Consider the following 22,872-nt stretch of genomic DNA (forward strand, 5'->3'; position numbering starts at 1 on the left):
TAAAGAAGGCTTGCATTCATCCCGTTCGTGCCGAAAACTTGTCGATGATGCGGTAATTGAAGTTTATCTTTGACAGGCAACACTGCAACGATTATGGGGACCGGCTAGAAATTTTATCGTCTACTGCCGGAACCACGGCGTACAGACCGAACTCATTCAAAAAAAATTGAGGCTTTGACAGTGGCAAAAGCGGAACTTGGAACCAAGCGCGTAGACCCGGATACCGGCAAGAAGTTCTACGACCTCAACCGTGACCCGATCGTTTCTCCTTACACCGGCAAGTCCTGGCCGCTGTCCTACTTCGAGGAAAGCACAGCAGCAGCCAAGCTGGAGCAGGCAGAAGAAGAGGATGTGGCAGAAGTCGATACCGAAAACACGGAAGTCGAACTTGTGTCGCTGGAAGATGCTGACGGCGACAACAGCGGCGATGACATTCCAGATATCGGTGACGATGACGTCGAGCTGGACGACGACGACGACACATTCCTCGAAGCCGACGAAGATGATGACGATGACGATATGTCCGGTATCATTGGCGTGACTGGCGACGACGAAGAAGTCTGATCCTGTTGATAATTCACCCGATGACAGAAAAATGTCATCGGGTGAATTTTTTGGCTTGCCATCTTCCAACAGCGGAAGTAATAAGCCGCCACCGAACGGAAACAAACCGCTTCGGTTTCCCGGAACCGGATGAAAAACCGGAACCCTTGATGGGGCTATAGCTCAGCTGGGAGAGCGCTTGCATGGCATGCAAGAGGTCAGCGGTTCGATCCCGCTTAGCTCCACCAAACATTCCCAGACAAATTTCAAAATTTCCTACCTAAACAGAATCAATGCGCGATCGTGTACAGCATGATGCCAAGCGGCATGGCTGTGATGACGATGGCGGCCAGCATTTTTGTGCAGATTCGAAGTGCAAGATTTTTGCGGGCTTTCCGCGTGTCCCATTCGTACGTCACAAGCGTCCTCCCTTATATTTTATTGGTGTGACGGCATGCTGTCTTCTGCGAGACCCAATCTAGCTTTGGTCCCCCGACCGGGTCTCGCAAGGCCACATAGGCGGTGTGACCGGGCGGGAATGTGCGATTTGCAATGTGAATGCAGGATGAACGCCAAAAACGGGTGAGAAACGTCTCTGCAACCCGATGCGGGTTTGCCTTTTACTCTAAATGGAGTAATAGGCTCATGATTTATTGCGTCGCGGAACACGCTTATTTGAGAGGGGCACCTTATGGACATCACGCAGGCAGCTGCCGCTGGGCAGGAAAAAGAAGCAAGCCGCACCAAGCGCATGAAGGCTGCGACCCGTGAAGCGCATGAGGTCCTCGACAAGTTCATTACCGGTGCAGCACCTTTTGCCAGCCGCGAAAATTTCGGCAAGTTTGTGCAGACGCAGTATCTTTTCCACCGCGATCTGGATGCATTTTTCTACAATGAAAAGCTGGATGGCATGTTGCCGGACCTGATGGGTCGCCGCCGTCTTGACTTTATCAGGCAGGATCTAGCCGATCTTGGGCTTGAAGTTCCTGCGCCATCTGCTGAGCCACGTTTCGTCAAGGGTGGTGCATTTGATCTGCCGGAAGCCATGGGTTGGCTTTATGTGGTCGAGGGCTCGAACCTCGGCGCCGCCTTCCTTCTGAAGGACGCTGCCAAACTTGGCCTGAACGAAGAATTCGGTGCACGTCATCTGGCCGGTGCGCCAGAGGGTCGTGGTCTGCATTGGCGTACATTCACCGCAGCGCTCGATGAGATCGCGCTGACCGAGGAAGAAGAAGAGCGCGCAGTTGCTGCAGCGTCGGATGCATTCCGCGCCGTGCATGCTTATGCTGTTGAAAAGCTCGGCTGATTTGGACTGAAGAATTCTGATGTTTGAAAGGGCGGGATTTCCCGCCCTTTTGCTATCTGGGTCTCAGGCCGGCTGATATTTCTGTTTCAGATAGGCCCGCAGCTTGTCCTTGAGGTCCTTATATTCATCGCTGGATGATTTGGGGGAATCGCTCCAGGAGTATCCCATGCAGGCCGGCCGCTGACGTTTGCCATCGGCTTCTGTCGCATAGCGTGGCATAATATGGGCGTGCAGGGCAGGTTCACTATTGCCCCATATTTCGTAATTGACGCGATCGCAGCCAGTCACCGCGAGTAATGCGTCGCCGACCATAGCCATGTCATGAAGGAATTCCATCCGCTGTCTGGTGTCGAGTGCATTCAGGCTTGGTACGACCGGATCGGCCAGCAGTAGACAATATCCGGGAAGTGGCTGCACATCGCCAATCACCAGCCAGCCGGAAGGCAGGCGGGAAATAACAAACGGGTTTGTACCGGCGCGCGCCATGGCGACCCGTTCTTCGATGAGGTTCATGGGTTACTTCTCATGTCTTGGGCGTTTGAGGCCTGCCATTCGGATTTCAGCATGGCGTAGATGAACTCATCACCCCAGGTGTCGTTGAACCGGTCATTCTGGATGAGGTGCGCTTCCTTGCGCATCTTCAGCCGCTCAACGACGCCAATCGATCCATGATTCAGTGTATCTAGTCGGGCAAAAATGCGGTGATAGCCGAGCTGGTCAAATCCCAGATCAATGATCGCGCGCACAGCCTCCGTTGCATATCCCTTTCCGGCAAAGGCGGGGTTGAAGATGTAGCCGACTTCCGCCTGCAGGGCAGCCTTGCTGGCAATTTTCAAAAGAACTTCACCGATCAGTGCGCCGTCCTGGGACCGTGTCACGGCCAGACGCAGTGTGTCACCATCATTTGCAAAAGGTGCTGACAGCACTGCCTCAAACTGGGCTTTCAGCGCTTCTGCCGCAGGTGGTGCGGTGTAAAGAAAGCGATAGACATCGGCGCGTGTGTGATAGGCGCTGTAGGCGGCCAGATCATCTCTGGCAAATTGTCGCAATGTCAGGCGTTCGGTACGGATGGGCGGATGGGGTGTGTCGTTCATTGATACTCGCATGCAACATAAATGTCAGACGCTATCTGGGTACCGCGAATGAAGCAAACAAGTGCAGGTCCTGCAGGTGCGTTGTTGAGTCTTGCATCACCAGCTTTCAAGCGCCAGATTTCTACGCTCATTGAGTAGCGGCGGACTGATTTCCGATAGGTGCCTAAATAATGATCTCGGGCGTTTTATTGGGCGAAAATATTTTATCAAATGATAAAAATTTTATCTTCTGATAAAAACTCTAAAATTCCAATTGTCCAAATTATTGAAATATATTGATTTTATAATCTGGCACGGAACCTGCTTCTCTTTTGTCAAGAATTCTCGCCCTTGAGGCATTGGCACAGGAGAGTGTTGACATGGAAATCGGCGTTTTCATTCCTATCGGTAACAATGGCTGGCTGCTGTCTGAAAATGCGCCGCAGTACAAACCGACTTTTGAACTGAACAAGGAAATTACGCTCAAGGCCGAAAAATACGGCCTCGATTTCGTGCTGTCGATGATCAAGCTGCGCGGCTTTGGCGGCAAGACGGAATTCTGGGATCACAACCTGGAATCCTTCACGCTGATGTCCGGTCTTGCGGCGGTCACAACCAAGATCAAGCTGTTTGCGACCGCGGCAACGCTGGTCATGCCACCGGCGATCGTGGCACGTATGGCCTCGACCATCGACAGCATTTCCAATGGTCGTTTTGGTCTCAATCTGGTTACGGGCTGGCAGCGTCCGGAATATTCCCAGATGGGCATGTGGCCGGGCGATGAATATTTCTCCAAACGGTATGACTATCTCGGCGAATACGCGACTGTTCTGCGCGAGTTGTGGGAAAACGGCCAGAGCGACTTCAAGGGCGACTACTTCAAGATGGAGGATTGCCGTCTCAGCCCGCGTCCGCAGGCTGACATGAAAGTCATCTGTGCCGGTTCATCCAATGCCGGCATGGAATTTTCCGCCAAATATGCTGATTACAATTTCTGCTTTGGTGTTGGCGTCAACACTCCCACCGCTTTTGCACCTGCCGCTGAACGTTTGATAGAAGCGACCGCCAAGACTGGCCGTGATGTGTCGTCCTTTGTGCTGTTCATGGTGATTGCCGATGAAACGGATGAGGGTGCTCGCGCCAAGTGGGAACATTATAAGGCCGGTGCTGATCAGGAGGCCATTTCCTGGCTCGGTCTGCAGGGGGCTGCCGACACCAAATCCGGCTCCGACACCAATATCCGCCAGATGGCCGACCCGGTCTCTGCCGTGAATATCAACATGGGCACGCTGGTCGGGTCCTATGAGACGGTGGCCAGGATGCTGGATGAGGTTCCAACCGTTCCAGGCACCGGCGGCGTGTTGCTGACCTTCGATGACTTTGTGAAGGGCGTTGAGGATTTTGGCACCAAAATCCAGCCGCTGATGAAATGCCGCCAGCACATCAAGCCTGCACTGGAGGCAGCAGAATGAGCGAGCCCGTTGTTGCAGGATATGTTGCCCCGACAAGCCGCACACAAAGTGTAACGCTGCCAGCGCGACCAGAGCCGATCACACTCAAGCCATCGGAAACCGCTGTCGTGGTGGTGGACATGCAAAATGCCTATTCCACCGAAGGCGGTTATGTCGATCTGGCCGGGTTTGATATTTCCGGTGCCAAATCAACCATCGCCAATATTGGCAAAACGCTGGATGCGGCGCGGGCTGCCGGGGTGCAGGTGATCTATTTCCAGAATGGCTGGGACAAGGACTATGTCGAGGCGGGTGGCCCGGGTTCACCCAACTGGCACAAGTCCAATGCCCTAAAAACCATGCGGGCGCGGCCGGATCTGCAGGGCAAGTTACTGGCCAAAGGCACCTGGGACTACGCCATTGTCGATGAGCTGCAACCCCAGCCGGGCGACATCCTTGTGCCAAAGACCCGTTACAGCGGGTTCTTCAACACCAATATGGACAGCGTGCTGCGGGCAAGGGGCATTCGCAATCTGGTTTTTGTCGGCATCGCTACAAATGTCTGCGTGGAATCGTCACTCAGAGACGCGTTCCACCTCGAATATTTCGGGGTGATGCTGGAAGACGCCACCCATCATCTCGGCCCTGACTTCATTCAGCAGGCCACCGTCTACAACATCGAGAAGTTTTTCGGCTGGGTCGCGACGGTCAATGATTTTTGCGCCGTCATTTCGCAGGCTGCACCGGAAAACGCCTGAACGTCGTCATCACCCGTTCCAAGAGGAGAATTGAAATGCCGAAATCGATTATTGTCCCGGAAGGCACCCAGAAGCCGATTGCTCCCTATTCACCCGGCACCCTTGCTGATGGCGTTGTTTATGTGTCCGGCACCCTGCCTTTCGACAAGAACAACGATGTTGTGCATGTGGGCGATGCCGGCGCGCAGACGCGCCATGTGTTGGAAACCATCAAATCGGTAATTGAGACTGCCGGTGGCACCATGGACGATGTGACGATGAACCATATCTTCATCACCGACTGGGCGAATTATCAGGCCGTCAACAAGGTCTATGCCGAATATTTCCCGGGTGACAAACCGGCCCGCTATTGCATTCAGTGCGGCCTGGTCAAACCGGATGCGCTGGTGGAAATTGCAACCGTTGCCCATATTGGTGGGAAATAGGCCCGATGTATTTCGAGGTTCACGGCCAACAGAGCGCTGATGTCGAAACGATCCTCCTGTCTTCAGGACTGGGGGGATCGGGAAGCTATTGGGCACCACAGATAGCTGATCTTGCCGAACATTTCCGCGTTGTGACCTATGATCATCGTGGTACGGGGCGCACCGGCGGAGAGGTGCCTGAACAGGGCGGTATTTCCGCCATGGTCGACGATGTGCTGCAGATTGCCGATGCATTGAAGCTGACGCGGTTTCATTTTATGGGGCATGCGCTGGGCGGTCTTATTGGACTTGAGCTGGCACTGCGTCAGCCTGACATGCTTGGCAAACTGCTGCTGATCAATGCGTGGAGCAAAGCGGATCCGCATTCGGGCCGGTGTTTCGATACGCGCATTTCGCTTCTGGAAAATTCCGGCGTCGAGGCGTTTGTGAAAGCGCAGCCGCTGTTTCTTTATCCAGCCGTGTGGATGAGTGAACATACGGAGCGAATGGCTGCAGATGAAGCGCACGGCATCGCCCATTTTCAGGGCAAGACCAATGTGTTGCGACGCATTGCGGCACTGCGGGCATTCGATATTGATGACCGTCTCGGTGCGATCGACACTGAGACCTGGGTGACCGCGACAAAAGATGATCTGCTTGTGCCCTACACGCGCTCTATCAGGCTTGCCGATGGCTTGCCCAACGCCAAGCTTTTGCTTACCGACTTCGGTGCCCATGCGGTCAACATCACTGAAGCGACACGCTTCAATAAGGATATGCTGACTTTTCTGTTGCAGGACAAAGCAGCAATCAAAACGGAAACGGAACGTCATGACATTGCCACTTGATAGCAACGCGCTGGCTGCGCTGTTTACAGAAGCACGCACCCATAATGGCTGGAGCGATCAGCCAGTGACCGATGCGGAATTGCAGAAAATTTACGAACTGACCCGCATGGGGCCAACATCGGCCAATTGCTCGCCAGCGCGCTTTGTGTTCGTGCGCTCGGCTGAGGCCAAGGAAAAACTGCGTCCGGCCTTGTCTTCGGGCAATCTGGAAAAGACCATGGCAGCACCGGTCACGGTGATCGCCGCAATCGATGCGCAGTTCTTTGAGAAACTGCCGGAACTCTTCCCACATGCGGATGCCAAGTCCTGGTTTACCTCAAGCCCTGCCGTTGCAGAGGAAACCGCGTTCCGCAATGGAACCTTGCAGGCAGGTTATCTCATCCTGGCAGCGCGTAGTCTGGGACTGGATACGGGGCCGATGTCCGGTTTCGACAAGGCAAAGGTCGATGAGGCATTTTTTGACGGGACAAGCTGGAAATCCAACTTCTTGATCAATCTCGGCCACGGTGATCCTTCGAAGTTGTTCGGCCGATTGCCGCGCCTGTCTTTTGAAGAGGCATGCGTGCTGGCGTGATGTGATTGCGCCATGCGCTCTTCCCCGGTGATGGGCGCATGGCCTGCAGTTTTGAAACGAGAGATCAGGCTTTCGAAACCTTGTTTCGGGCCGGTCATATGAAGGCAGGACTGAACAGATGCAGGCACAAACTGTAACCATGACCGTGCAGGAAACGAAGCCATCTTCGGCTGACCACAGTTTGGCATTTCGCAATGCCATGTCGCATCTGGCGGCTGCGGTGAACATCGTGACAACAGATGGTCCGGGCGGAATGGCCGGCTTTGCCGCAACAGCGGTATGTAGTGTCTCAGACAATCCACCAACCATGCTGGTCTGCATCAACCGGGCCTCGTCCGCCCATCCATCGGTTATCAAAAACCGCGTCGTCTGCATCAACACGCTGACGTCGGAGCACCAGACCCTCAGTGCATTGTTTGGCGGAAAGACACCGATGGCGGAACGTTTCGCAGCCGGAGTCTGGTCACGGCTTGAAACTGGTTCACCGGCGCTTGACGGAGCCATGGTATCGCTGGATTGCTTGGTGCGTGACATTCATGATGGTGGCACCCACGACATATTGATCTGCGATGTGCAATGCATTCGCCATAACGGACAGGGTGAAGCGCTGCTTTATTTCAACCGCAGTTACCGGACGCTGTAACCCAGCGTCCTTTAGAGACGGATGGCGGTTTCTTCTTTTGCCGTGCGAATGACGACCATAGTGAAGAACCTTGCGACATTGGTTTGATCCCGAAACAGCCGCTCACAAAGCGCATCAAACTCTTCCATGTCACGCAGTCGCAACATCAGCACGACATCCGCTTCACCGGTCACGGCATAGGCCTGTGTCACGGCGGCCTCAGCAGATGCAAGATCCAGAAACCGGCGCATATGCTGTTCGCCATGCAGTTTCAGCTCAACCGTCACCCATGCCTTGATGCCACGCCCGGCTTTCGAGGGATTGAGGATCGCCACGATGCGATCGATGATCCCCGATTTGTGGAGCCGCTGCACCCGCCGCAGGCAACTGGACGGCGAAAGACCCACCTCGTCGGCCATTTCGACATTGGTGCGTGATGCATCGCGTTGCATGAGGTTGAGTAGTTTCTGATCGATCTTGTCCATGCTGGCAACATAAGGCTCATGAAATTGGATTTGCAATAAAATTGCACAAAGCTGCAATCTTTGACCAAAAATTCGAATGGGCCTGCGGTAGCAGATCAGGGCACAGTCAAAGGAGCCTCTGATGCAGCCGCTGCTATCAACCTTCATGCTAAAAACGCGCGACACCATCGATATTTATTGGCTGCTTGTCCGGATTACCGTTCCCATCGCCCTTCTGACGGAGCTTCTGTCGCGCATGGGGGTGATTGAGGCGGTCGCGCCGGCCTTTTCCCCTGTGATGAGCCTGGTTGGCCTGCCCAATGAACTTGGTCTGGCATGGCTGACGGCAATGCTGGTCGGGATCTGGGGCGCGGTGCCGCTTATTTTTGCGCTTGTGCTGGCCTCGTCGCTGACTGTTGCGGATATCACTGTCTTTTCGGCACTGATCCTGTTTGCGCACGGTCTACCTATCGAGCAGAAGATTATCCAGAAGGCTGGTCCTGGCATGGTTGTCACCACCGTGCTGCGTGTTGCAGGCGGTCTGCTCTACGCCTTTCTTCTGCATCATGTTTTGCAGGCCATGGACTGGTTGTCGGCGCCGGTTAATCCGGCCTGGATCCCGCTCAGCGTCACGCCGCAGTGGAGCGAATATTTCTGGAGCCTTGGCGAAACCATGGTCTTGATGTTCGTTATCCTTTTTGCGCTGTTCTGGGCGCTTGAACTGCTGAAAGTGACGGGGGTGATGGCATGGATGATGAAAGCCCTTGAGCCGGTGTTGCGGCTTGCCGGTATCCGAGGCGAGGCGGGCCATCTGACGGCTGTCGGACTATTCCTTGGAATTTCCTATGGTGCCGGCCTGCTGATCCGCGAGGCTCGTTCGGGAACGGTATCTCCCCGTCAGATTTTTTTGTCCTGCGTCTTCATGGGATTTGCGCATAGCGTGATCGAGGATACGCTGATCATGATTTCGCTTGGCGCTGACGTCTACGGCATTCTTGTCGGGCGCGTGGTGTTTGCTGTGGTTGTAACGGCGATGATTGCGGCGGTGCTTCGTCGCCTGTCGGATGAACAGTTTTTTGCGCAGATGTTCAGGATGCAAGGCGGTGAGGTGCAAAGCCAATCGCTGCCAACACAATGAATTGCCGCTCAAAGGCTGTGTGCCCGATGGTGTGTTGAACATAAGGGCAGATATAAAAAACCCGGCGTCTTGCGCCGGGTTTTCTTTTGGTCGTGTAAGGTGATCAATCCATTGCGTGGATATCGCGGTCCTTGGTTTCAGGCAGGAACAGCAGGCCGATGACCAGCGTGATCCCTGCAAAGATGATCGGGTACCAGAGGCCATAATAGATATCGCCCTTGGCCGCGCTCATCGCGAAAGCCGTTGCTGGAAGCAGGCCCCCGAACCAACCGTTACCGATATGGTATGGCAGCGACATGCCGGTGTAACGAATGCGGGTCGGGAACAGTTCGACCAGCAAAGCGGCAATCGGGCCGTAGACCATGGTCACATAGATCACCAGAACCGTCAGTACAGCGATAATGACTGTCCAGTTCACCGCGGCCGGATCGGACACCATGGTGAAGCCACCACCACCGGCAATGGTGTAAACCGCCATTTCCGATGCGCCGTTCAGTTCCGCCGTCGTTGCCAGCTTGTCAGCCACCAGCTTGTCGGCCGGGACCACGGCCTTTTCGCCAGCGCGAACCGCTTCTGCATTGAGATTGAGTTCCGGGTTGGCTGCAATGAAGGCATCCAGCTTGGCATCCGCCACCTTTGCAGTGCCGCGGACCAGCGGGTAACCACCATCGTGAAGGGCAATGTTGACCTGCTTCTGGAAGGTGTTGCTCAGTGCGGTTGCCTGATCGCCCGCTGCAACAGCGTCATAGCTGTTGATGGTGGCGCCACCGACGGCAACCGTTGCTGGAGTACCGGCCGGAGCTGTCATCACAACATCATAAGGTACGGAGTTGCGTGTCAGGAACGCCGTTGCGATATCACATGAGGTGGTGAATTTGGCAGTACCGGTTGGGTTGAACTGGAATTTGCAGTCGCCCGGTGCGGCAGTCACCGTTGCACGAACATCCTGCTGCGCCTGTGCCAATGCCGGGTTGCCGGCCCATGTCAGGGTTTTAAACAGCGGGAAATAAGTCAGCATCGCCAGCAGAAGGCCAGCCATGATGATCGGCTTGCGGCCGATCTTGTCGGACAGCCAACCGAACAGTACGAAGAAGCCGGTGCCGAGGATCAGCGCGCAGGCGACCATGATGTTCGCCGATTGCCCATCAACCTTCAAAATGCTCTGAAGGAAGAATAGCGCGTAGAACTGGCCTGTGTACCAGACCACAGCCTGACCGATAACTGCACCGATCAGCGCCAGAATGGCAATCTTGGCGTTCTTCCACTGACCAAAAGCTTCCGTCAACGGTGCCTTGGACTGCTTGCCTTCGTCCTTCATTTTTTTAAAGGCGGGGGATTCGTTCATTTTCATACGAATCCAGACCGAAACACCCAGAAGTGCGACGGACAGAAGGAACGGAATGCGCCAGCCCCAGGCAGCAAAGGCTTCCTTGCCAACGGCAAACTGCACGCCAAGAATGACGACCAACGATAGGAACAGACCAAGCGTCGCTGTTGTCTGGATCCATGAGGTGAAGTAACCGCGACGTCCGTTCGGAGCGTGTTCGGCCACATAGGTGGCAGCACCGCCGTATTCACCGCCCAGTGCCAGGCCCTGCAGCATGCGCAGGATGATCAGGATGATTGGAGCGGCGATACCGATGGTGTCCGCACCCGGCAGAACACCAACGAGGAACGTGGAAACGCCCATGATGAGGATGGTGACGAGGAAGGTGTATTTACGACCGACCAGATCGCCGAGGCGGCCAAACACCAGCGCGCCGAACGGGCGAACGAGGAAGCCAGCGGCAAAGGCAAGAAGCGCGAAGATATTGCGCGTCGTTTCCGGATACTGGCTGAAGAAGGTCGCGCCGATATAGATGGCCAGCGAACCGTAAAGGTAGAAGTCGTACCACTCAAAAACTGTTCCGAGGGAAGAGGCGAAAATCACCTTCTTCTCCTCTCCCGTCATTGGACGGGACGAGCCGCTTACGGCTGCTGCGTTTGCCATTTTCTGTCCTCCACAGATGTAAAATGGTCGCATCGCGTGAACCCAACTCTCCTCCGGGTTGCCTGAAAAGGCACGATGCACCAGTGAATAGATTGACAGAAAATTAACGAGAGGAAGAGCGATGCTTTCGCATTATGACTTTAGTCTAATTTGCTTGTGCAAAAGTGCCGCAGCTTTTGCCTGATGACAGGCGTTTCGCGACCAGTTTTCAGCCGATACAGCCTTGACAGAACCGCTAAACCATCTAATAGCTTGCCTCGAAAGGGAGAGCGACCTTGCATTTGAATGTCTGTGACATTGCTGCATGCAACAGACCGGCTGATGAAGCCGGGGCTTTACCACGCTTTTCTTATTCTATCCGAATTATGGCCAAAACGACGATTAAAACCGTCTAACGTCTCTGGCCACCGCTCTCTCCCCGGTTTGGCTGGGGAACAGGAAATCGCAGCAATGCGGTTCCCCCTCACCAAAAAGAGGAGAGAAGAAAGAGAGCTTGATTATGGGTTTCAAAGTTGCAATCGCAGGCGCCACCGGTAATGTCGGTCGCGAGATGCTCAATATCCTCGCAGAACGCGGGTTTCCAGCAGATGAAGTTGTGGCGCTGGCCTCGGCACGCAGCCAGGGTACCGAAGTTTCCTACGGTGACCGTACGCTGAAGGTTTCCAATCTCGAAAACTACGATTTCTCCGACACCGATATCTGCCTGATGTCGGCGGGTGGCGATATTTCCAAGAAGTGGTCTCCCAAGATCGGCGCACAGGGTTGCGTTGTCATCGATAACTCTTCCGCATGGCGCTATGATCAGGAAGTTCCGTTGATCGTGCCGGAAGTAAACCCGGATGCCATCAATACTTTTGGCAAGAAGAACATCATCGCCAACCCAAATTGCTCGACAGCGCAGCTCGTTGTCGCGCTGAAGCCGCTGCATGACTTTGCCAAGATCAAGCGTGTTGTCGTGTCCACTTATCAGTCCGTTTCTGGCGCTGGTAAGGAAGGCATGGACGAACTGTTCACGCAGACCCGCGCAGTGTTCGTGGCTGACCCGGTCGAGAACAAGAAGTTCACCAAGCGTATCGCCTTCAACGTGATCCCGCACATCGACGTGTTCATGGAAGACGGTTACACGAAGGAAGAGTGGAAGGTTCTTGCTGAAACCAAGAAGATGCTTGATCCAAAGATCAAGGTCACTTGCACGGCTGTTCGCGTTCCTGTGTTCATTGGTCACTCTGAATCCGTCAACATCGAATTCGAAAACGAGATCACAGCCGATCAGGCTCGTGACATCCTGCGCGAAGCGCCAGGTTGCCTCGTCATCGACAAGCATGAAGACGGCGGCTACATCACGCCTGTTGAAAGTGCTGGTGAAGATGCGACCTACATCTCGCGTATCCGTGAAGACGCAACAGTTGAAAACGGCCTGAACATCTGGGTTGTTTCCGACAACCTGCGTAAGGGTGCAGCCCTGAACGCAATCCAGATTGCCGAGCTTCTGGTCAACCGTGGCCTTATCAAGCCACGCAAAGCTGCTGCTTGATACTTTTTCGTAAGAAACGTTGAATATAACCCGCCTGTTCAGTTAAGAAGAGGCGGGTTTTAAATTAGCCGCATCACGGCCAGTTTATTTGCCGCTTCTTCCATGAGCAGGCATTTTACAATTTATACGCGGCAACAAGGCCGTGCGCTGTCAGGGGCGAAGTTCCCCTGAAGTAACAATTGAGGACGAATTTCTGATGCGGGCAATGAAGGTACTTTCCCTTGGTGTGGCGATGTTTGCCGGTTTGGTGGCTGCGCCTGTAATGGCTGCGCAATGTGGCAATACGTCTGCTGGTTTTCCGCAGTGGGTTGATGCCTTCAAGAGTGAAGCCGCTGCCAAGGGTGTCAGCAAGTCGGTTCTTGACCGCGCTTTTGCCAATGTGACCTACAATACCGCTACCATTCGCGCCGACCGTGGCCAACACAGCTTCAAGCTGTCCTTCGACCAGTTCATGCAGAAACGTGGTGGCGCAACGATCATTTCCCGTGGCAAGACCATGAAGCGCAACAATGCCGCGCTATTTGCGCAGCTGGAGAAGACTTATGGCGTTCCTGCTGGCCCGCTGATTGCAATCTGGGGCATGGAAACCGGTTTTGGCAGCTTCATGGGCAACCAGCACACGCTGTCTGCTGTTGCGACCCTGTCTTATGACTGCCGTCGTTCTGAATATTTCACAGAGCAGCTTTATGCGGCTCTGCAGCTCGTCGGCAAGGGCTCACTGTCGACCAGCGCTAAGGGTGCAGCACACGGCGAAATTGGCCAGACGCAGTTCTTGCCGCTGAACGTGGTTCGTTACGGCGTTGATGCTGACCGTGACGGTCGCGTTGATCTGGTTGGTTCGCGCGCCGATGCACTTGCCTCGACGGCAAACTTCCTCAAGGGTCACGGTTGGGTTCGTGGTGCCGGTTATCAGCCCGGTCAGCCGAGCTATGCTGCCATTCAGGGCTGGAATGCTGCAAGCGTTTACCAGCAGGCAATTGCCCATATCGGTCAGGCGATCGACGGCCAGTAAGTCTGGCCGTCACCACTTCAATTCAATCACACATCCGGGCGGCGAAAGTCGCCCGTTTTGCTGTCCATGATCCACAGTTCACCGGTCGAGATGTCGAACCATGCGCCGTGAATTTTCGTTTTGCCAGCTTCGACCTGGGTTTTCAGGAACGGGAAGGTCATGAGGTTGTTGATGGAGTTGCGGATCGAGACGCGCTCAAGTGCGGTCTGGCGCTCGCCAGCCGTCATGATGTCGTTGCTCTGGATTTGCTCGGCAGCGGGTTTCACAAGGCCCATCCAGCGGCCGATGAAGTCGCCGGGCGACAAGGGCGCCAGATTGGGGTCGAGCGCTGCCTGGATGCCGCCGCAGCGGCCGTGTCCCATCACAACAATGTCCTTCACCTTCAAGACCTGAACGGCATATTCGATGGCCGAGGATGTGCCGTGGTACTGGCCGTCGGGCTCAAATGGCGGAACCATGTTAGCGACGTTGCGCATCACGAACAGTTCTCCCGGACCGCAATCGAAAATCGTTTCGGGCGCAGCGCGGGAGTCGCAACAGGCAATAAAGAGTGTTTGAGGTTTTTGACCGGTTTCAGCCAGGGCGCGATAACGTTCGCTTTCGTCCTTGTAGCGACCGCTCATGAAGTTTCTGTAGCCAGACAGAAGAGATGGGGGGAAATTCTGCATGGGTTCGAATTATCCTTCCTTTGACTGAATATCAATCAGTTGGTGAGGTCTGTCCCGAAGCAGCAAGGGACAGGCCCGATTGCGGAAAATGCGCATGGTTTTGTATTTTCGCATTTTCTGAATGAGCTCGATCTACACCTTTTTGGCAGATCGAGTAGCTGTTATTTTTGTTTCACCCGGCCGGGATGCATCAGGTGGCGCATCTGTACCATGGCCATGGGCGTAGAGAGACTTGAGGCGTCGGTTTCCAGCGTCAGCTCATTCATGCCACGTTTCATGGTGCGTGCCAGTATTTCAAAAACGCTGGCCGTTGCCAGTTGCAGCGCCTTCTCATCGCTCATGCCTTGCAGCACCCGCGCCAGAAACAGCGCGCCCAGCAAATCGCCCAGGCCATTTGGCACATTGTCGATCGAACGGTGTTCAGCCAGCAAGGCGGCTTTACCGCTGAGGAACAGATTGCCGATACCGCCTGTCATCATCGGCACTGCCGAAGTAACCAGCATGCGTGCAGGACCAAGCGCAAGAGCCGCATCCATGATGGTGGCATTGGTTTCAAGGTCTGCACCACTCATCCACGCAAGCTCATAACGATTAGGTGTGGCAATCGAGGCAAGTGGAATAAGCTCGTCCAGAATGGCCTGTGCGGTTTCCAATGGCACATAAAGCCCGCCCTTGTCGCCCATGACAGGGTCGCAGGCGTAAATCAGGTCCGGGTTCTTTTCCCGCAGGGTCTTTATCAGGCGTGCAACGGCTCTCACCTGCGCAGCGCTGCCGAAATAGCCCGTTAGTACAGCTTTGACTTCACCGGTCCATGGCGCATTGGCCAGATCGTTCATTGCCTTTTCAAAATCGGCGTCGGGAAACCGCAACCGCGTCGATGGTCCCTGGCCGGGATGCCATGGCATGACAATGGTGGGAACGGACCAGACGGGAAAGCCCAGTGTTTCAAGGGCAAATGCCGCCGCGCGGTTGCCGACGGAACCGCGCATGACCTGGCTGGATATGGCGATGACGCTGCCGTTTACGGTTTCAGACATGACACTCACATTCCAATCGAAGCCCGGGAGCGGCGATGGTGCGCCACTTCTGTCAGGCTTTAGCATTCATTGCCGCCTCTCATGGCATAGCAATTTATTATATTCCACCGTTGTTTACGCATGGCTGGCCTGAAGCGACACTTTTCATTTTACCATGAAAAGCTATGGTCACGGCCAGCACCTATTCCGGGACTGTCACGAAAGTATTTCAGCATGACAAAGCAAGATTCCAACCGTCCACGCATCTGGCAGATTGTGGAGGATAAAAAGCAGGACTTCATAGAGCTTAGCGACACCGTATGGGGAACACCCGAGACCTGTTACATGGAGACGGCATCGGCCGCCGCACACCGCAGCATGCTGGAAAAACAGGGCTTCAACGTCACGGCCGATCTGGCGGGTATTCCAACCGCCCTGATGGGCGAAGCGGGAAAAGGTGGCCCGGTCATTGCGTTTCTGGGTGAATATGATGCGCTGGCCGGTTTGAGCCAGAAGGCGGGCGCCACCAACCACGATCCTGAAACCGAAGGTGCCAATGGCCATGGTTGCGGCCACAATTTGCTTGGATCGGCGTCCTTGCTGGCGGCGACTGCGTTGAAGGACTGGCTGGCGGACACAGGTATTGCCGGCCGCGTGCGTTACTATGGTTGCCCGGCAGAAGAAGGTGGCGCGGCAAAGGCCTTTATGGTTCGGGCCGGTGTGTTTGATGATGTCGATGTTGCCATCTGCTGGCATCCCAGTGATTTCGCGGGAGTTCAGCGCAGCACGACACTGGCGAATTCCCGCGTCGACTTTACCTTTAAGGGGCGTGCTGCACATGCTGGCGCGAACCCACATCTGGGACGCAGCGCGCTTGATGCGGTGGAATTGATGAATGTCGGGGTCAATTACCTGCGCGAACATATGCCGTCTGACTGCCGCATCCATTACGCAGTGCTGGATACGGGCGGCATTTCCCCCAATGTCGTGCAGGCACGCGCGAAGGTGCGCTATGTGGTGCGTGCGCCGGAACTCGACGGTATGCTGTCACTGATCGAGCGTGTCAAAAATGTTGCCAAAGGCGCAACGCTGATGACGGAGACCTCGGTCGAGAGCCGGGTGATCAGTGCCGTTTCCAATCTTTTGCCCAACACGCCACTAATGGATGTCATGCAGGATATCTGGGAGCAGCTGGGCGTGCCTGAGTTTGATGAGCAGGACCGCGCCTTTGCCACGGAAATCCGCAAGGCGCTGTCACCCGACGATATTGCAGCGACCTGGCGCGCATTCAGCTTGCCGGAGCGGGATATTCCGCTGACGGATTTTGTCGTGCCTTCGCATGATCGCGCGACATTGAGCACCGGCTCGACCGATGTAGGCGATGTCAGCTGGGTAGTACCAACCGTGCAAGCGGATGGTCCAACCTGCGCCATCGGCACACAGTTCCACACCTGGCAACTTGTCGCGCAGGGCAAGAGCCCGGCGGCCCACAAGGGCATGGTGGCCGTGGCTAAGGTCATGGCGGCTACAGGACTGGCGGCTCTGGAAAGTGAACAGTTGCGTGAGGCTGCGCGGGCTGATCTGGTCAGGCGCCGTAAAGGCAAGCCCTATATCAGCCCTCTGCCGGAAGGGTCTGAGCCGCCGATTCGCGAAATGTCATCGCGCTAAACTACCCTGAAAGACGGGCGACGGATTTCCGGCGATAGTACAGCCTTTGATTGCGGCACGCATTGCGTGCCGCAACAACCGTATTATATTCAATGAATGCTCGATCTGTTCGTGACCTATTGGCCGCATATTCTTGCCGTTCTTTCCGTGGTCCTGGGAACGATCGCTGCCGTCCACGCCACGATGACCAAAGAAGAGGTTCGCTCCGCCGTCGGCTGGGTCGGTGTGATCGTGCTGTCACCTATCGTTGGTGCGGTCATCTATTTTATTGTCGGCATCAACCGCATAAGGCGCAGCTCCATCATTCAGCACCGCTCCCTGGTGCAGGGCGGTATAATGGACCGCGTTGTGCAATATGACGTCGATGGCGAGACTGTCACCCGGCTGTTTGGACGTCGTTTTGCGGCAATGAAGACGCTGGCCGACCGCGTGACCCGCCATGCGATGACGTCCGGCAACAGCATAACGCCGCTGGAAACTGGTGACGCGGCCTACAAGGCGATGCTGGATGCCATCCATGCCGCGCAACGCAGCGTCATTCTGGAAACCTATATTTTCGACCATGACCGTATTGGCCTGCGGTTTGTCGAGGCGCTCTCACAGGCAAAAAAACGCGGCGTTGAGGTGCGGGTGCTGGTGGATGCCGTGGGTGCCCGTTATTCCGTGCCAAGTATCGTCGGTCATCTGCAGCGAGAAGGTGTTACCACTGACGTGTTCAACGGTCAGGTGGTGATGGGATTGAGGCTGCCCTATGCCAATCTGCGCACGCACCGCAAGATCCTGGTTGTCGATGGGCAGTTCTGTTTTACCGGCGGCATGAACATACGAGAAGGTTTCACCGGAGAATTTGCCGGCAAGGATTTCGCGCTCGACACACATTTCAAGGTAACGGGACCAATCGTCGCCGACCTGTTTACCATTGCTGCCGAGGACTGGCGTTTTACCACTGACGAGCTTCTCGACGGCCCTGTGTGGGATATCGTGCTGCCGGATGCCGAACCGGGCTCTCCGTTGATGGCGCGTATTGCGTCATCGGGTCCGGATAAAAGTATCGAAACCAGCCACAAGATGCTGATGGGGGCGTTCTCAGTCGCACGTTCCTCTATCCTGATCATGTCGCCCTATTTCCTGCCTGACCGTGAATTGATCTCGTCGATCATCACGGCGGCGCGCCGAGGTGTGCAGGTAGATGTTATTGTGCCGGCCAGCAACAATCTCAAGCTGGTGGACCACGCCATGACGGCGCAGTTTGACCAGCTTTTGAGGAACTATTGCCGTATCTGGCGCGCCGAAGGTGCCTTCAACCACTCCAAGCTGATGGTGATTGACGACCGCTGGTCCTATGTCGGCTCTTCGAACCTTGACCCGCGCTCGCTGCGGTTGAATTTTGAGATCGATATCGAAGTGCTGGATGAAGCCTTCGCCCGCCAGATCGCTGAACGCATGGAGACGGCTCGCCAGAACGCAACCGCGGTCAGCCTTGATGCGTTACGTGCACGTCCGTTTCTGGTCCGCTTTACCGAGCGGGTTCTGTGGCTGGCCTCACCTTATCTGTAATTGCGGGAGAATGGCATTTCGTGAATCGTATCAGGGAAAAGACCAAGACGGAGAGCCTGCAAGCCGCACTAATGGCATCCATCAAGAATCGGCGACGCCGTCAGGAGCATGGCGTGTTGATGGACACGTCACAGCCGGTGATCGCCTCTTATAATGTTCATAAATGCGTTGGCCGAGACGGCCGTTTTGACCCTGAGCGAACCAGTCGCGTCATTCAGGAAATCGGAGCCGACATTATTGCCCTGCAAGAAGCCGATACCCGCTTCGGCGAACGACGTGGCCTGCTCGATCTGGCGAGGCTGGAGCGCGAAAATGGCTTGGTCGCCGTGCCCATTGCACCGGCAGGCAAAGCGCATGGCTGGCATGGTAACGTGCTGCTGTTCAAGGAAGGCAAAGTCCGGGATGTGCACACGGTAAAACTGCCCGGTCTTGAGCCACGCGGTGCGCTGGTCACTGAACTTGAATTGAAGCGTGGTGGCGCGCTACGGGTGATTGCTGCGCATTTCGGGCTTTTGCGCCATTCGAGAGCACAACAGGCGAGGGCATTGCTGGAACTTTTGGGCGAACGTGAGGGACTGCCAACCATTTTGATGGGCGATCTTAATGAGTGGCGGCTTGGAAAGGGATCGTCACTCAATACATTTCGTGATGCATTTGGTTTTTTGCCGCCGGCGGTGCCGAGCTTTCCTTCCAACCTGCCGGTCTTGGCACTGGATCGAATCATCGCCAACCGCAAAGAATTAATTGGTTCGGTGACTGTGCATGATTCGGCGCTGGCACGCGTCGCCTCTGACCACCTGCCGCTGAAGGCGCATATTCAGTGGGACGGTGTTAAGGAAACTGACAAACCATAGGCCAGAAATGCAAAAACCGCCTTGCGGCGGTTTTGAGCATTTATCTCCTTTTGGGAGATTTGGAGCGGGCGAAGGGATTTGAACCCTCGACCCCAACCTTGGCAAGGTTGTGCTCTACCCCTGAGCTACACCCGCTCAAAAATCCAAGGCCCGGGGTAGTTCGCTGAGCCGTGGGTCGCTGCGTTGCGGCTGCGACGACGGCTATATCGCTCAATCGATTTTCAAATGCAATACTCAATACATTTCGTGATGCATTTAGTTTTCTGCCGTTGAAGGCGCATATTCTGTGGGAAGGCGTCAAAGAAATTGAAAAACAATAGGCCTGAAATGCAAAAACCGCCTTGCGGCGGTTTTGAGCATTTATCTCTTTTTGGGAGATTTGGAGCGGGCGAAGGGATTTGAACCCTCGACCCCAACCTTGGCAAGGTTGTGCTCTACCCCTGAGCTACACCCGCTCAAAAATCCAAGGCCCGGGGTAGTCGCTGAGCCGTGGGTCGCTGCGTTGCGGCGACGGGGGCTATATCGCTCAATCGATTTTCAAATGCAACAGGGAAATGACAAAAAGAGTGAGAAAAAATGCATTCGCCTTTCAAGTTATTGAAAGTAAATGGAAATTTTAGGGGTTTGTTTTGTGGATGCCATTGCGTGACTTGATTTTGCCGCTTAAAACCCTCTGACGGCTATTTCAGATCGAGTGACAGCAGAGAAGCGATGACATGACAAATCCGGCCCCTAAAACGCCTGAAGCCCTGTTCGAATTCTTCGATAATCTGGGCATTTCCCATAAGACAACGAGCCATGAACCGGTGTTTACCGTGGCCGAATCGCAGTCTTTGCGTGACCTCATTCCTGGTGGCCACACCAAAAATCTGTTCGTGAAGGACAAGAAGGACCAGTATTTTGTGCTGACCGTCGAAGAAAATGCGGTGGTTGATTTGAAGACCGTGCACAAGGTGATCGGTGCGGCGAGCAAGGTCTCTTTTGGCAAGCCGGAAAAGATGCTGGAGTATCTGGGTGTGGTGCCGGGTTCGGTCACGGTGTTTGGTGCGATCAACGATATCGGCAATGCAGTGACCTTTGTGCTGGATGAAGCACTGATGGAAAACGAGCTGATCAACGGCCATCCGCTTTCCAATGATGCAACCACAACTTTGACCTCCAAAGACGTGTTGCGTTTTCTCGAGGCGACCGGTCACACACCGCTTGTCTTGAAAGTGAGCGAGTGACATACGATCTTTGCCACGATAATGCTTTGGCGCACGACAGTGCGGCCTGTGCTGGCTTCAAGAACTGGAGACGACGATGAGCGGAATGGACAACCCCTATGGCGGTTCTTTTGGTGCGCAAATGAGCGCATCGGCCCAATATGGTGCCGCTAACGGTGCTGGTGAGGGCGGTTTCATCAAGGACACCACCACGGCAGGTTTTACCAAGGATGTGCTTGAAGAGTCACGTCGTCAGCCTGTTCTGGTGGATTTCTGGGCGCCGTGGTGCGGACCGTGCAAACAGCTGACACCTGTTCTGGAAAAGGTCATCAACGAATCGGCTGGCCGCGTGAAGCTCGTCAAGCTGAACATCGATGATCATCCGTCCATTCCCGGACAGCTTGGCATTCAGTCCATCCCGGCAATCGTCGCCTTTGCGGACGGTCGCCCGGTAGATGGCTTCATGGGTGCTGTGCCTGAGAGCCAGATCCGCGAGTTCATCGACAAGATTGCTGGACCGGCAGGCAATGACGCTGCAGCCGAGATTGAAGCTGCATTGGCTGAAGCACGCCAGTTGTTGGCGGATGGTCAGTACGATCAGGCGGCCCAGCTTTTTGGCGGTGTAATGCAAGCTGCACCTGACAATGCCGGTGCGATCGCCGGTATCGCCGACTGCATGATTGCGGTTGGCCAACAGGACCGCGCCAGCCAGTTGCTGTCGTCGCTGCCGCCGGAAATTGCCGAAGATGCAGGTATTCAGGCTGTTCAGAAAAAACTGGCGCAGTATGAAGAAGCCCGCAAGCTGGGCGATCCGACAGCGCTGGAACATGAGCTTGCACTGAACGTCGACAACCACGAAGCACGGGTGAAACTGGCAAAGATCCTCAATGTGCAGGGCAAGCGTGACGAGGCGGCAGATCACCTGCTGCTGGTGATGCGCAAGGACCGCACTTTTGATGATGATGGCGCGCGCCGTCTGCTGCTCGAGTTTTTCGATGCATGGGGCTTCAAGGACCCAGCAACGGTTGCAGCACGGCGTAAACTTTCTGCCGTTCTATTCTCCTGAACCGGGTCTGATCGCTGACAAAGGCTTGCGTTTTTGCGCAAAAACACCACATTTGGTGCTTTAGTGTATCTGGCCTGTTGTGGCTTTCACGCTGAGGGATGATCCTGATGCAAGTGGGAAATGCGAGATATGTGAAGGGCAGTGATCTGCCCGCCACCGTTCCGGTTTTTCCGTTGTCCGGCGCACTTTTGCTGCCCGGTGGCAATCTTCCGCTGAACATTTTCGAACCGCGTTATCTGACGATGTTTGATGCGGCGATGGCGGCGGAACGGTTGATCGGCATGGTGCAACCATCGCTGACAGAGGCGAATAATTACGATGTCAATACGCCCGTTTTAAGCCAGATCGGCTGCCTTGGCCGTATCACGTCGTTTACCGAAAGCGGTGACGGTCGTTATCTGGTGACCCTGACGGGCGTGTGCCGTTTCCGGCTGATAGACGAAGTGGCCTGCTCCAAACCCTACCGGGTTTTCAAACACGCGCCTTTGCTGACGGACCTCACCGGAGACGATGACGAGAGCGCCGTTGACCGGGATAGTTTGTTGCGAGTGTTTCGTGATTTTCTGGATGCCAACCAGTTGGAAGCCGACTGGGAAAGTGTCGAGCGGGCCGGAAACCGTATTTTGGTCAACTCCCTGTCGATGATGTCACCTTTCGGGCCTGCGGAAAAGCAGGCACTGCTTGAGGCGCCGGATCTTCGTTCACGCGCGGAAACGCTGATTGCTATTACCGAAATCGTACTGGCGCAGGGGCGCAGCGATGGCGGTAATGTTTTGCAATGAAGGTGATGTTGCATGCATGAAAAAATGAGCCGGGTTGACCCGAAGATGCTTGAGCTTCTGGTCTGCCCGCTGACCAAGGGCACGCTGTCCTATAGCCGCGAGAAAAACGAGCTGGTTTCCGAGAGCGGGCGCCTTGCCTATCCCATTCGCGACGGAATTCCGATCATGCTGGTTTCTGAAGCCCGCAAGCTGGAAGATTAGCCTTCCAACTGCCGCATAACATCGTCATGTCGGCGTTATGGATTTCAGCCATAAATTCTGAGGCTTGTTTTGGCTGCGTTGACAAGCCAAAAGGAATTTGAACACAATCGAATATAAAAATCTGTCGGGGAGAGAACA

Annotated in this window: 25 protein-coding genes and 3 tRNA genes; 19 read left to right on the plus strand and 9 right to left on the minus strand. The window is 55.0% G+C overall.

Annotated features, from left to right (window positions below; genetic code table 11):
- The first annotated feature begins 180 nt into the window (after window positions 1-180).
- Both HGO37_RS24060 and HGO37_RS24065 read left to right on the plus strand, forming a co-directional pair.
- Window positions 181-564 carry a TIGR02300 family protein gene (locus HGO37_RS24060; protein WP_250985577.1) on the plus strand — a complete coding sequence of 128 codons (384 nt, stop codon included), beginning with the start codon at window positions 181-183 and terminating at the stop codon, window positions 562-564.
- A 151-nt stretch (window positions 565-715) separates the two neighbouring features.
- Window positions 716-791, plus strand: a tRNA-Ala gene (locus tag HGO37_RS24065).
- A 42-nt stretch (window positions 792-833) separates the two neighbouring features.
- Here HGO37_RS24065 and HGO37_RS26425 read toward each other — a convergent pair.
- Entirely contained in the window at window positions 834-962 is a 129-nt protein-coding gene (locus HGO37_RS26425; RefSeq protein ID WP_275643719.1) for a hypothetical protein, read from the minus strand.
- Window positions 963-1,234: 272 nt separating this feature from the next.
- On the opposite strand from HGO37_RS26425, the gene HGO37_RS24070 reads away from it, so the two are divergent.
- Window positions 1,235-1,849, plus strand: coding sequence for a biliverdin-producing heme oxygenase (locus tag HGO37_RS24070; protein WP_250985578.1), 615 nt, complete (start codon window positions 1,235-1,237; stop codon window positions 1,847-1,849).
- 63 nt (window positions 1,850-1,912) lie between these two features.
- Here HGO37_RS24070 and HGO37_RS24075 read toward each other — a convergent pair whose 3' ends face one another.
- Both HGO37_RS24075 and HGO37_RS24080 read right to left on the minus strand, forming a co-directional pair.
- Window positions 1,913-2,362 carry an HIT family protein gene (locus HGO37_RS24075; RefSeq protein ID WP_250985579.1) on the minus strand — a complete coding sequence of 150 codons (450 nt, stop codon included), beginning with the start codon at window positions 2,360-2,362 and terminating at the stop codon, window positions 1,913-1,915.
- Window positions 2,359-2,943, minus strand: a complete 585-nt coding sequence (locus tag HGO37_RS24080) for a GNAT family N-acetyltransferase (RefSeq protein WP_250985580.1) — start codon at window positions 2,941-2,943, stop codon at window positions 2,359-2,361. Before HGO37_RS24080 ends, HGO37_RS24075 begins: the two co-directional genes overlap by 4 nt.
- Before the next feature lie 359 nt (window positions 2,944-3,302).
- Between HGO37_RS24080 and rutA the strand changes: the two genes are divergently transcribed.
- The 6 genes from rutA (at window position 3,303) to HGO37_RS24110 (ending at window position 7,600) form a co-directional block, all read left to right on the plus strand.
- Window positions 3,303-4,394 (plus strand): pyrimidine utilization protein A, encoded by a 1,092-nt coding sequence (gene rutA, locus HGO37_RS24085; RefSeq protein ID WP_250985581.1) that lies wholly within the window; start codon window positions 3,303-3,305, stop codon window positions 4,392-4,394.
- Complete coding sequence (rutB, locus tag HGO37_RS24090) at window positions 4,391-5,131, plus strand: pyrimidine utilization protein B (protein WP_250985582.1); 741 nt, start codon at window positions 4,391-4,393, stop codon at window positions 5,129-5,131. The genes rutA and rutB overlap by 4 nt, the downstream gene beginning before the upstream one ends.
- A 35-nt stretch (window positions 5,132-5,166) precedes the next feature.
- Window positions 5,167-5,556, plus strand: a complete 390-nt coding sequence (gene rutC / locus HGO37_RS24095) for a pyrimidine utilization protein C (RefSeq protein ID WP_250985583.1) — start codon at window positions 5,167-5,169, stop codon at window positions 5,554-5,556.
- A gap of 5 nt (window positions 5,557-5,561) precedes the next feature.
- Entirely contained in the window at window positions 5,562-6,383 is an 822-nt protein-coding gene (gene rutD / locus HGO37_RS24100; RefSeq protein WP_250985584.1) for a pyrimidine utilization protein D, read from the plus strand.
- Window positions 6,367-6,957 carry a malonic semialdehyde reductase gene (locus HGO37_RS24105; RefSeq protein ID WP_250985585.1) on the plus strand — a complete coding sequence of 197 codons (591 nt, stop codon included), beginning with the start codon at window positions 6,367-6,369 and terminating at the stop codon, window positions 6,955-6,957. Before rutD ends, HGO37_RS24105 begins: the two co-directional genes overlap by 17 nt.
- Before the next feature lie 118 nt (window positions 6,958-7,075).
- Window positions 7,076-7,600 carry a flavin reductase gene (locus HGO37_RS24110; protein ID WP_250985586.1) on the plus strand — a complete coding sequence of 175 codons (525 nt, stop codon included), beginning with the start codon at window positions 7,076-7,078 and terminating at the stop codon, window positions 7,598-7,600.
- 11 nt (window positions 7,601-7,611) lie between these two features.
- Here HGO37_RS24110 and HGO37_RS24115 read toward each other — a convergent pair whose 3' ends face one another.
- Window positions 7,612-8,064: an Lrp/AsnC family transcriptional regulator gene (locus tag HGO37_RS24115; protein ID WP_250985587.1), complete on the minus strand. Its 453-nt coding sequence runs from the start codon at window positions 8,062-8,064 to the stop codon at window positions 7,612-7,614.
- A gap of 121 nt (window positions 8,065-8,185) precedes the next feature.
- Here HGO37_RS24115 and HGO37_RS24120 point away from each other — a divergent pair, with 121 nt between their 5' ends.
- On the plus strand, window positions 8,186-9,181 hold the full coding sequence (locus HGO37_RS24120) for a nucleoside recognition domain-containing protein (protein ID WP_250985588.1): 996 nt from the start codon (window positions 8,186-8,188) through the stop codon (window positions 9,179-9,181).
- A gap of 103 nt (window positions 9,182-9,284) precedes the next feature.
- Here HGO37_RS24120 and HGO37_RS24125 read toward each other — a convergent pair whose 3' ends face one another.
- Window positions 9,285-11,171, minus strand: a complete 1,887-nt coding sequence (locus tag HGO37_RS24125) for an MFS transporter (protein WP_250985589.1) — start codon at window positions 11,169-11,171, stop codon at window positions 9,285-9,287.
- A 499-nt stretch (window positions 11,172-11,670) separates the two neighbouring features.
- Here HGO37_RS24125 and HGO37_RS24130 point away from each other — a divergent pair, with 499 nt between their 5' ends.
- Window positions 11,671-12,705, plus strand: a complete 1,035-nt coding sequence (locus HGO37_RS24130; RefSeq protein WP_192491467.1) for an aspartate-semialdehyde dehydrogenase — start codon at window positions 11,671-11,673, stop codon at window positions 12,703-12,705.
- 196 nt (window positions 12,706-12,901) lie between these two features.
- Window positions 12,902-13,717 (plus strand): lytic murein transglycosylase, encoded by an 816-nt coding sequence (locus tag HGO37_RS24135; RefSeq protein WP_192491466.1) that lies wholly within the window; start codon window positions 12,902-12,904, stop codon window positions 13,715-13,717.
- Between the two features lie 26 nt (window positions 13,718-13,743).
- On the opposite strand, the gene HGO37_RS24140 is transcribed toward HGO37_RS24135, so the two are convergent.
- Both HGO37_RS24140 and pdxY read right to left on the minus strand, forming a co-directional pair.
- Complete coding sequence (locus HGO37_RS24140; protein WP_192491465.1) at window positions 13,744-14,385, minus strand: carbonic anhydrase; 642 nt, start codon at window positions 14,383-14,385, stop codon at window positions 13,744-13,746.
- A gap of 161 nt (window positions 14,386-14,546) precedes the next feature.
- Complete coding sequence (pdxY, locus tag HGO37_RS24145) at window positions 14,547-15,422, minus strand: pyridoxal kinase PdxY (RefSeq protein WP_250985590.1); 876 nt, start codon at window positions 15,420-15,422, stop codon at window positions 14,547-14,549.
- Window positions 15,423-15,635: 213 nt separating this feature from the next.
- On the opposite strand from pdxY, the gene HGO37_RS24150 reads away from it, so the two are divergent.
- The 3 genes from HGO37_RS24150 (at window position 15,636) to HGO37_RS24160 (ending at window position 19,480) form a co-directional block, all read left to right on the plus strand.
- Window positions 15,636-17,069 (plus strand): M20 family metallopeptidase, encoded by a 1,434-nt coding sequence (locus HGO37_RS24150; RefSeq protein WP_250985591.1) that lies wholly within the window; start codon window positions 15,636-15,638, stop codon window positions 17,067-17,069.
- Between the two features lie 96 nt (window positions 17,070-17,165).
- A complete protein-coding gene (locus tag HGO37_RS24155) occupies window positions 17,166-18,626 on the plus strand; it encodes a phospholipase D-like domain-containing protein (protein ID WP_250985592.1) in 1,461 nt (486 codons plus the stop codon).
- Window positions 18,627-18,697: 71 nt separating this feature from the next.
- The gene (locus tag HGO37_RS24160; protein ID WP_250985629.1) at window positions 18,698-19,480 is read left to right on the plus strand and encodes an endonuclease/exonuclease/phosphatase family protein; all 783 of its coding nucleotides are present in this window, start codon (window positions 18,698-18,700) and stop codon (window positions 19,478-19,480) included.
- Window positions 19,481-19,540: 60 nt separating this feature from the next.
- Here the strand turns inward: HGO37_RS24160 and HGO37_RS24165 are convergent.
- Together HGO37_RS24165 and HGO37_RS24170 are read right to left on the minus strand one after the other, a co-directional pair.
- A tRNA-Gly gene (locus HGO37_RS24165) sits at window positions 19,541-19,615 on the minus strand.
- Window positions 19,616-19,860: 245 nt separating this feature from the next.
- Window positions 19,861-19,935, minus strand: a tRNA-Gly gene (locus HGO37_RS24170).
- A 261-nt stretch (window positions 19,936-20,196) separates the two neighbouring features.
- On the opposite strand from HGO37_RS24170, the gene HGO37_RS24175 reads away from it, so the two are divergent.
- From HGO37_RS24175 to HGO37_RS24190, 4 genes are all read left to right on the plus strand, one after another.
- Window positions 20,197-20,706 (plus strand): prolyl-tRNA synthetase associated domain-containing protein, encoded by a 510-nt coding sequence (locus tag HGO37_RS24175; RefSeq protein ID WP_250985593.1) that lies wholly within the window; start codon window positions 20,197-20,199, stop codon window positions 20,704-20,706.
- Window positions 20,707-20,782: 76 nt separating this feature from the next.
- On the plus strand, window positions 20,783-21,751 hold the full coding sequence (gene trxA / locus HGO37_RS24180; protein WP_250985594.1) for a thioredoxin: 969 nt from the start codon (window positions 20,783-20,785) through the stop codon (window positions 21,749-21,751).
- Between the two features lie 107 nt (window positions 21,752-21,858).
- Complete coding sequence (locus HGO37_RS24185) at window positions 21,859-22,533, plus strand: LON peptidase substrate-binding domain-containing protein (RefSeq protein ID WP_250985595.1); 675 nt, start codon at window positions 21,859-21,861, stop codon at window positions 22,531-22,533.
- Window positions 22,534-22,545: 12 nt separating this feature from the next.
- The gene (locus tag HGO37_RS24190; RefSeq protein WP_192491458.1) at window positions 22,546-22,734 is read left to right on the plus strand and encodes a Trm112 family protein; all 189 of its coding nucleotides are present in this window, start codon (window positions 22,546-22,548) and stop codon (window positions 22,732-22,734) included.
- Window positions 22,735-22,872: the final 138 nt, after the last annotated feature.

The organism is Rhizobium sp. CG4 (assembly GCF_023701965.1).
In the GTDB taxonomy this organism is placed as follows: Bacteria; Pseudomonadota; Alphaproteobacteria; order Rhizobiales; family Rhizobiaceae; genus Agrobacterium.

Coding starts and splice junctions, on each gene's coding strand:
- HGO37_RS24070 (WP_250985578.1), top strand. CDS start 1,235: ATGGACATCACGCAGGCAGCTGCCGCTGGGCAGGAAAAAGAAGCAAGC.
- HGO37_RS24075 (WP_250985579.1), bottom strand. CDS start 2,362: ATGAACCTCATCGAAGAACGGGTCGCCATGGCGCGCGCCGGTACAAAC.
- HGO37_RS24080 (WP_250985580.1), bottom strand. CDS start 2,943: ATGAACGACACACCCCATCCGCCCATCCGTACCGAACGCCTGACATTG.
- rutA (WP_250985581.1), top strand. CDS start 3,303: ATGGAAATCGGCGTTTTCATTCCTATCGGTAACAATGGCTGGCTGCTG.
- rutB (WP_250985582.1), top strand. CDS start 4,391: ATGAGCGAGCCCGTTGTTGCAGGATATGTTGCCCCGACAAGCCGCACA.
- rutC (WP_250985583.1), top strand. CDS start 5,167: ATGCCGAAATCGATTATTGTCCCGGAAGGCACCCAGAAGCCGATTGCT.
- rutD (WP_250985584.1), top strand. CDS start 5,562: ATGTATTTCGAGGTTCACGGCCAACAGAGCGCTGATGTCGAAACGATC.
- HGO37_RS24105 (WP_250985585.1), top strand. CDS start 6,367: ATGACATTGCCACTTGATAGCAACGCGCTGGCTGCGCTGTTTACAGAA.
- HGO37_RS24110 (WP_250985586.1), top strand. CDS start 7,076: ATGCAGGCACAAACTGTAACCATGACCGTGCAGGAAACGAAGCCATCT.
- HGO37_RS24115 (WP_250985587.1), bottom strand. CDS start 8,064: ATGGACAAGATCGATCAGAAACTACTCAACCTCATGCAACGCGATGCA.
- HGO37_RS24120 (WP_250985588.1), top strand. CDS start 8,186: ATGCAGCCGCTGCTATCAACCTTCATGCTAAAAACGCGCGACACCATC.
- HGO37_RS24125 (WP_250985589.1), bottom strand. CDS start 11,171: ATGGCAAACGCAGCAGCCGTAAGCGGCTCGTCCCGTCCAATGACGGGA.
- HGO37_RS24130 (WP_192491467.1), top strand. CDS start 11,671: ATGGGTTTCAAAGTTGCAATCGCAGGCGCCACCGGTAATGTCGGTCGC.
- HGO37_RS24135 (WP_192491466.1), top strand. CDS start 12,902: ATGCGGGCAATGAAGGTACTTTCCCTTGGTGTGGCGATGTTTGCCGGT.
- HGO37_RS24140 (WP_192491465.1), bottom strand. CDS start 14,385: ATGCAGAATTTCCCCCCATCTCTTCTGTCTGGCTACAGAAACTTCATG.
- pdxY (WP_250985590.1), bottom strand. CDS start 15,422: ATGTCTGAAACCGTAAACGGCAGCGTCATCGCCATATCCAGCCAGGTC.
- HGO37_RS24150 (WP_250985591.1), top strand. CDS start 15,636: ATGACAAAGCAAGATTCCAACCGTCCACGCATCTGGCAGATTGTGGAG.
- HGO37_RS24155 (WP_250985592.1), top strand. CDS start 17,166: ATGCTCGATCTGTTCGTGACCTATTGGCCGCATATTCTTGCCGTTCTT.
- HGO37_RS24160 (WP_250985629.1), top strand. CDS start 18,698: ATGGCATCCATCAAGAATCGGCGACGCCGTCAGGAGCATGGCGTGTTG.
- HGO37_RS24175 (WP_250985593.1), top strand. CDS start 20,197: ATGACAAATCCGGCCCCTAAAACGCCTGAAGCCCTGTTCGAATTCTTC.
- trxA (WP_250985594.1), top strand. CDS start 20,783: ATGAGCGGAATGGACAACCCCTATGGCGGTTCTTTTGGTGCGCAAATG.
- HGO37_RS24185 (WP_250985595.1), top strand. CDS start 21,859: ATGCAAGTGGGAAATGCGAGATATGTGAAGGGCAGTGATCTGCCCGCC.
- HGO37_RS24190 (WP_192491458.1), top strand. CDS start 22,546: ATGCATGAAAAAATGAGCCGGGTTGACCCGAAGATGCTTGAGCTTCTG.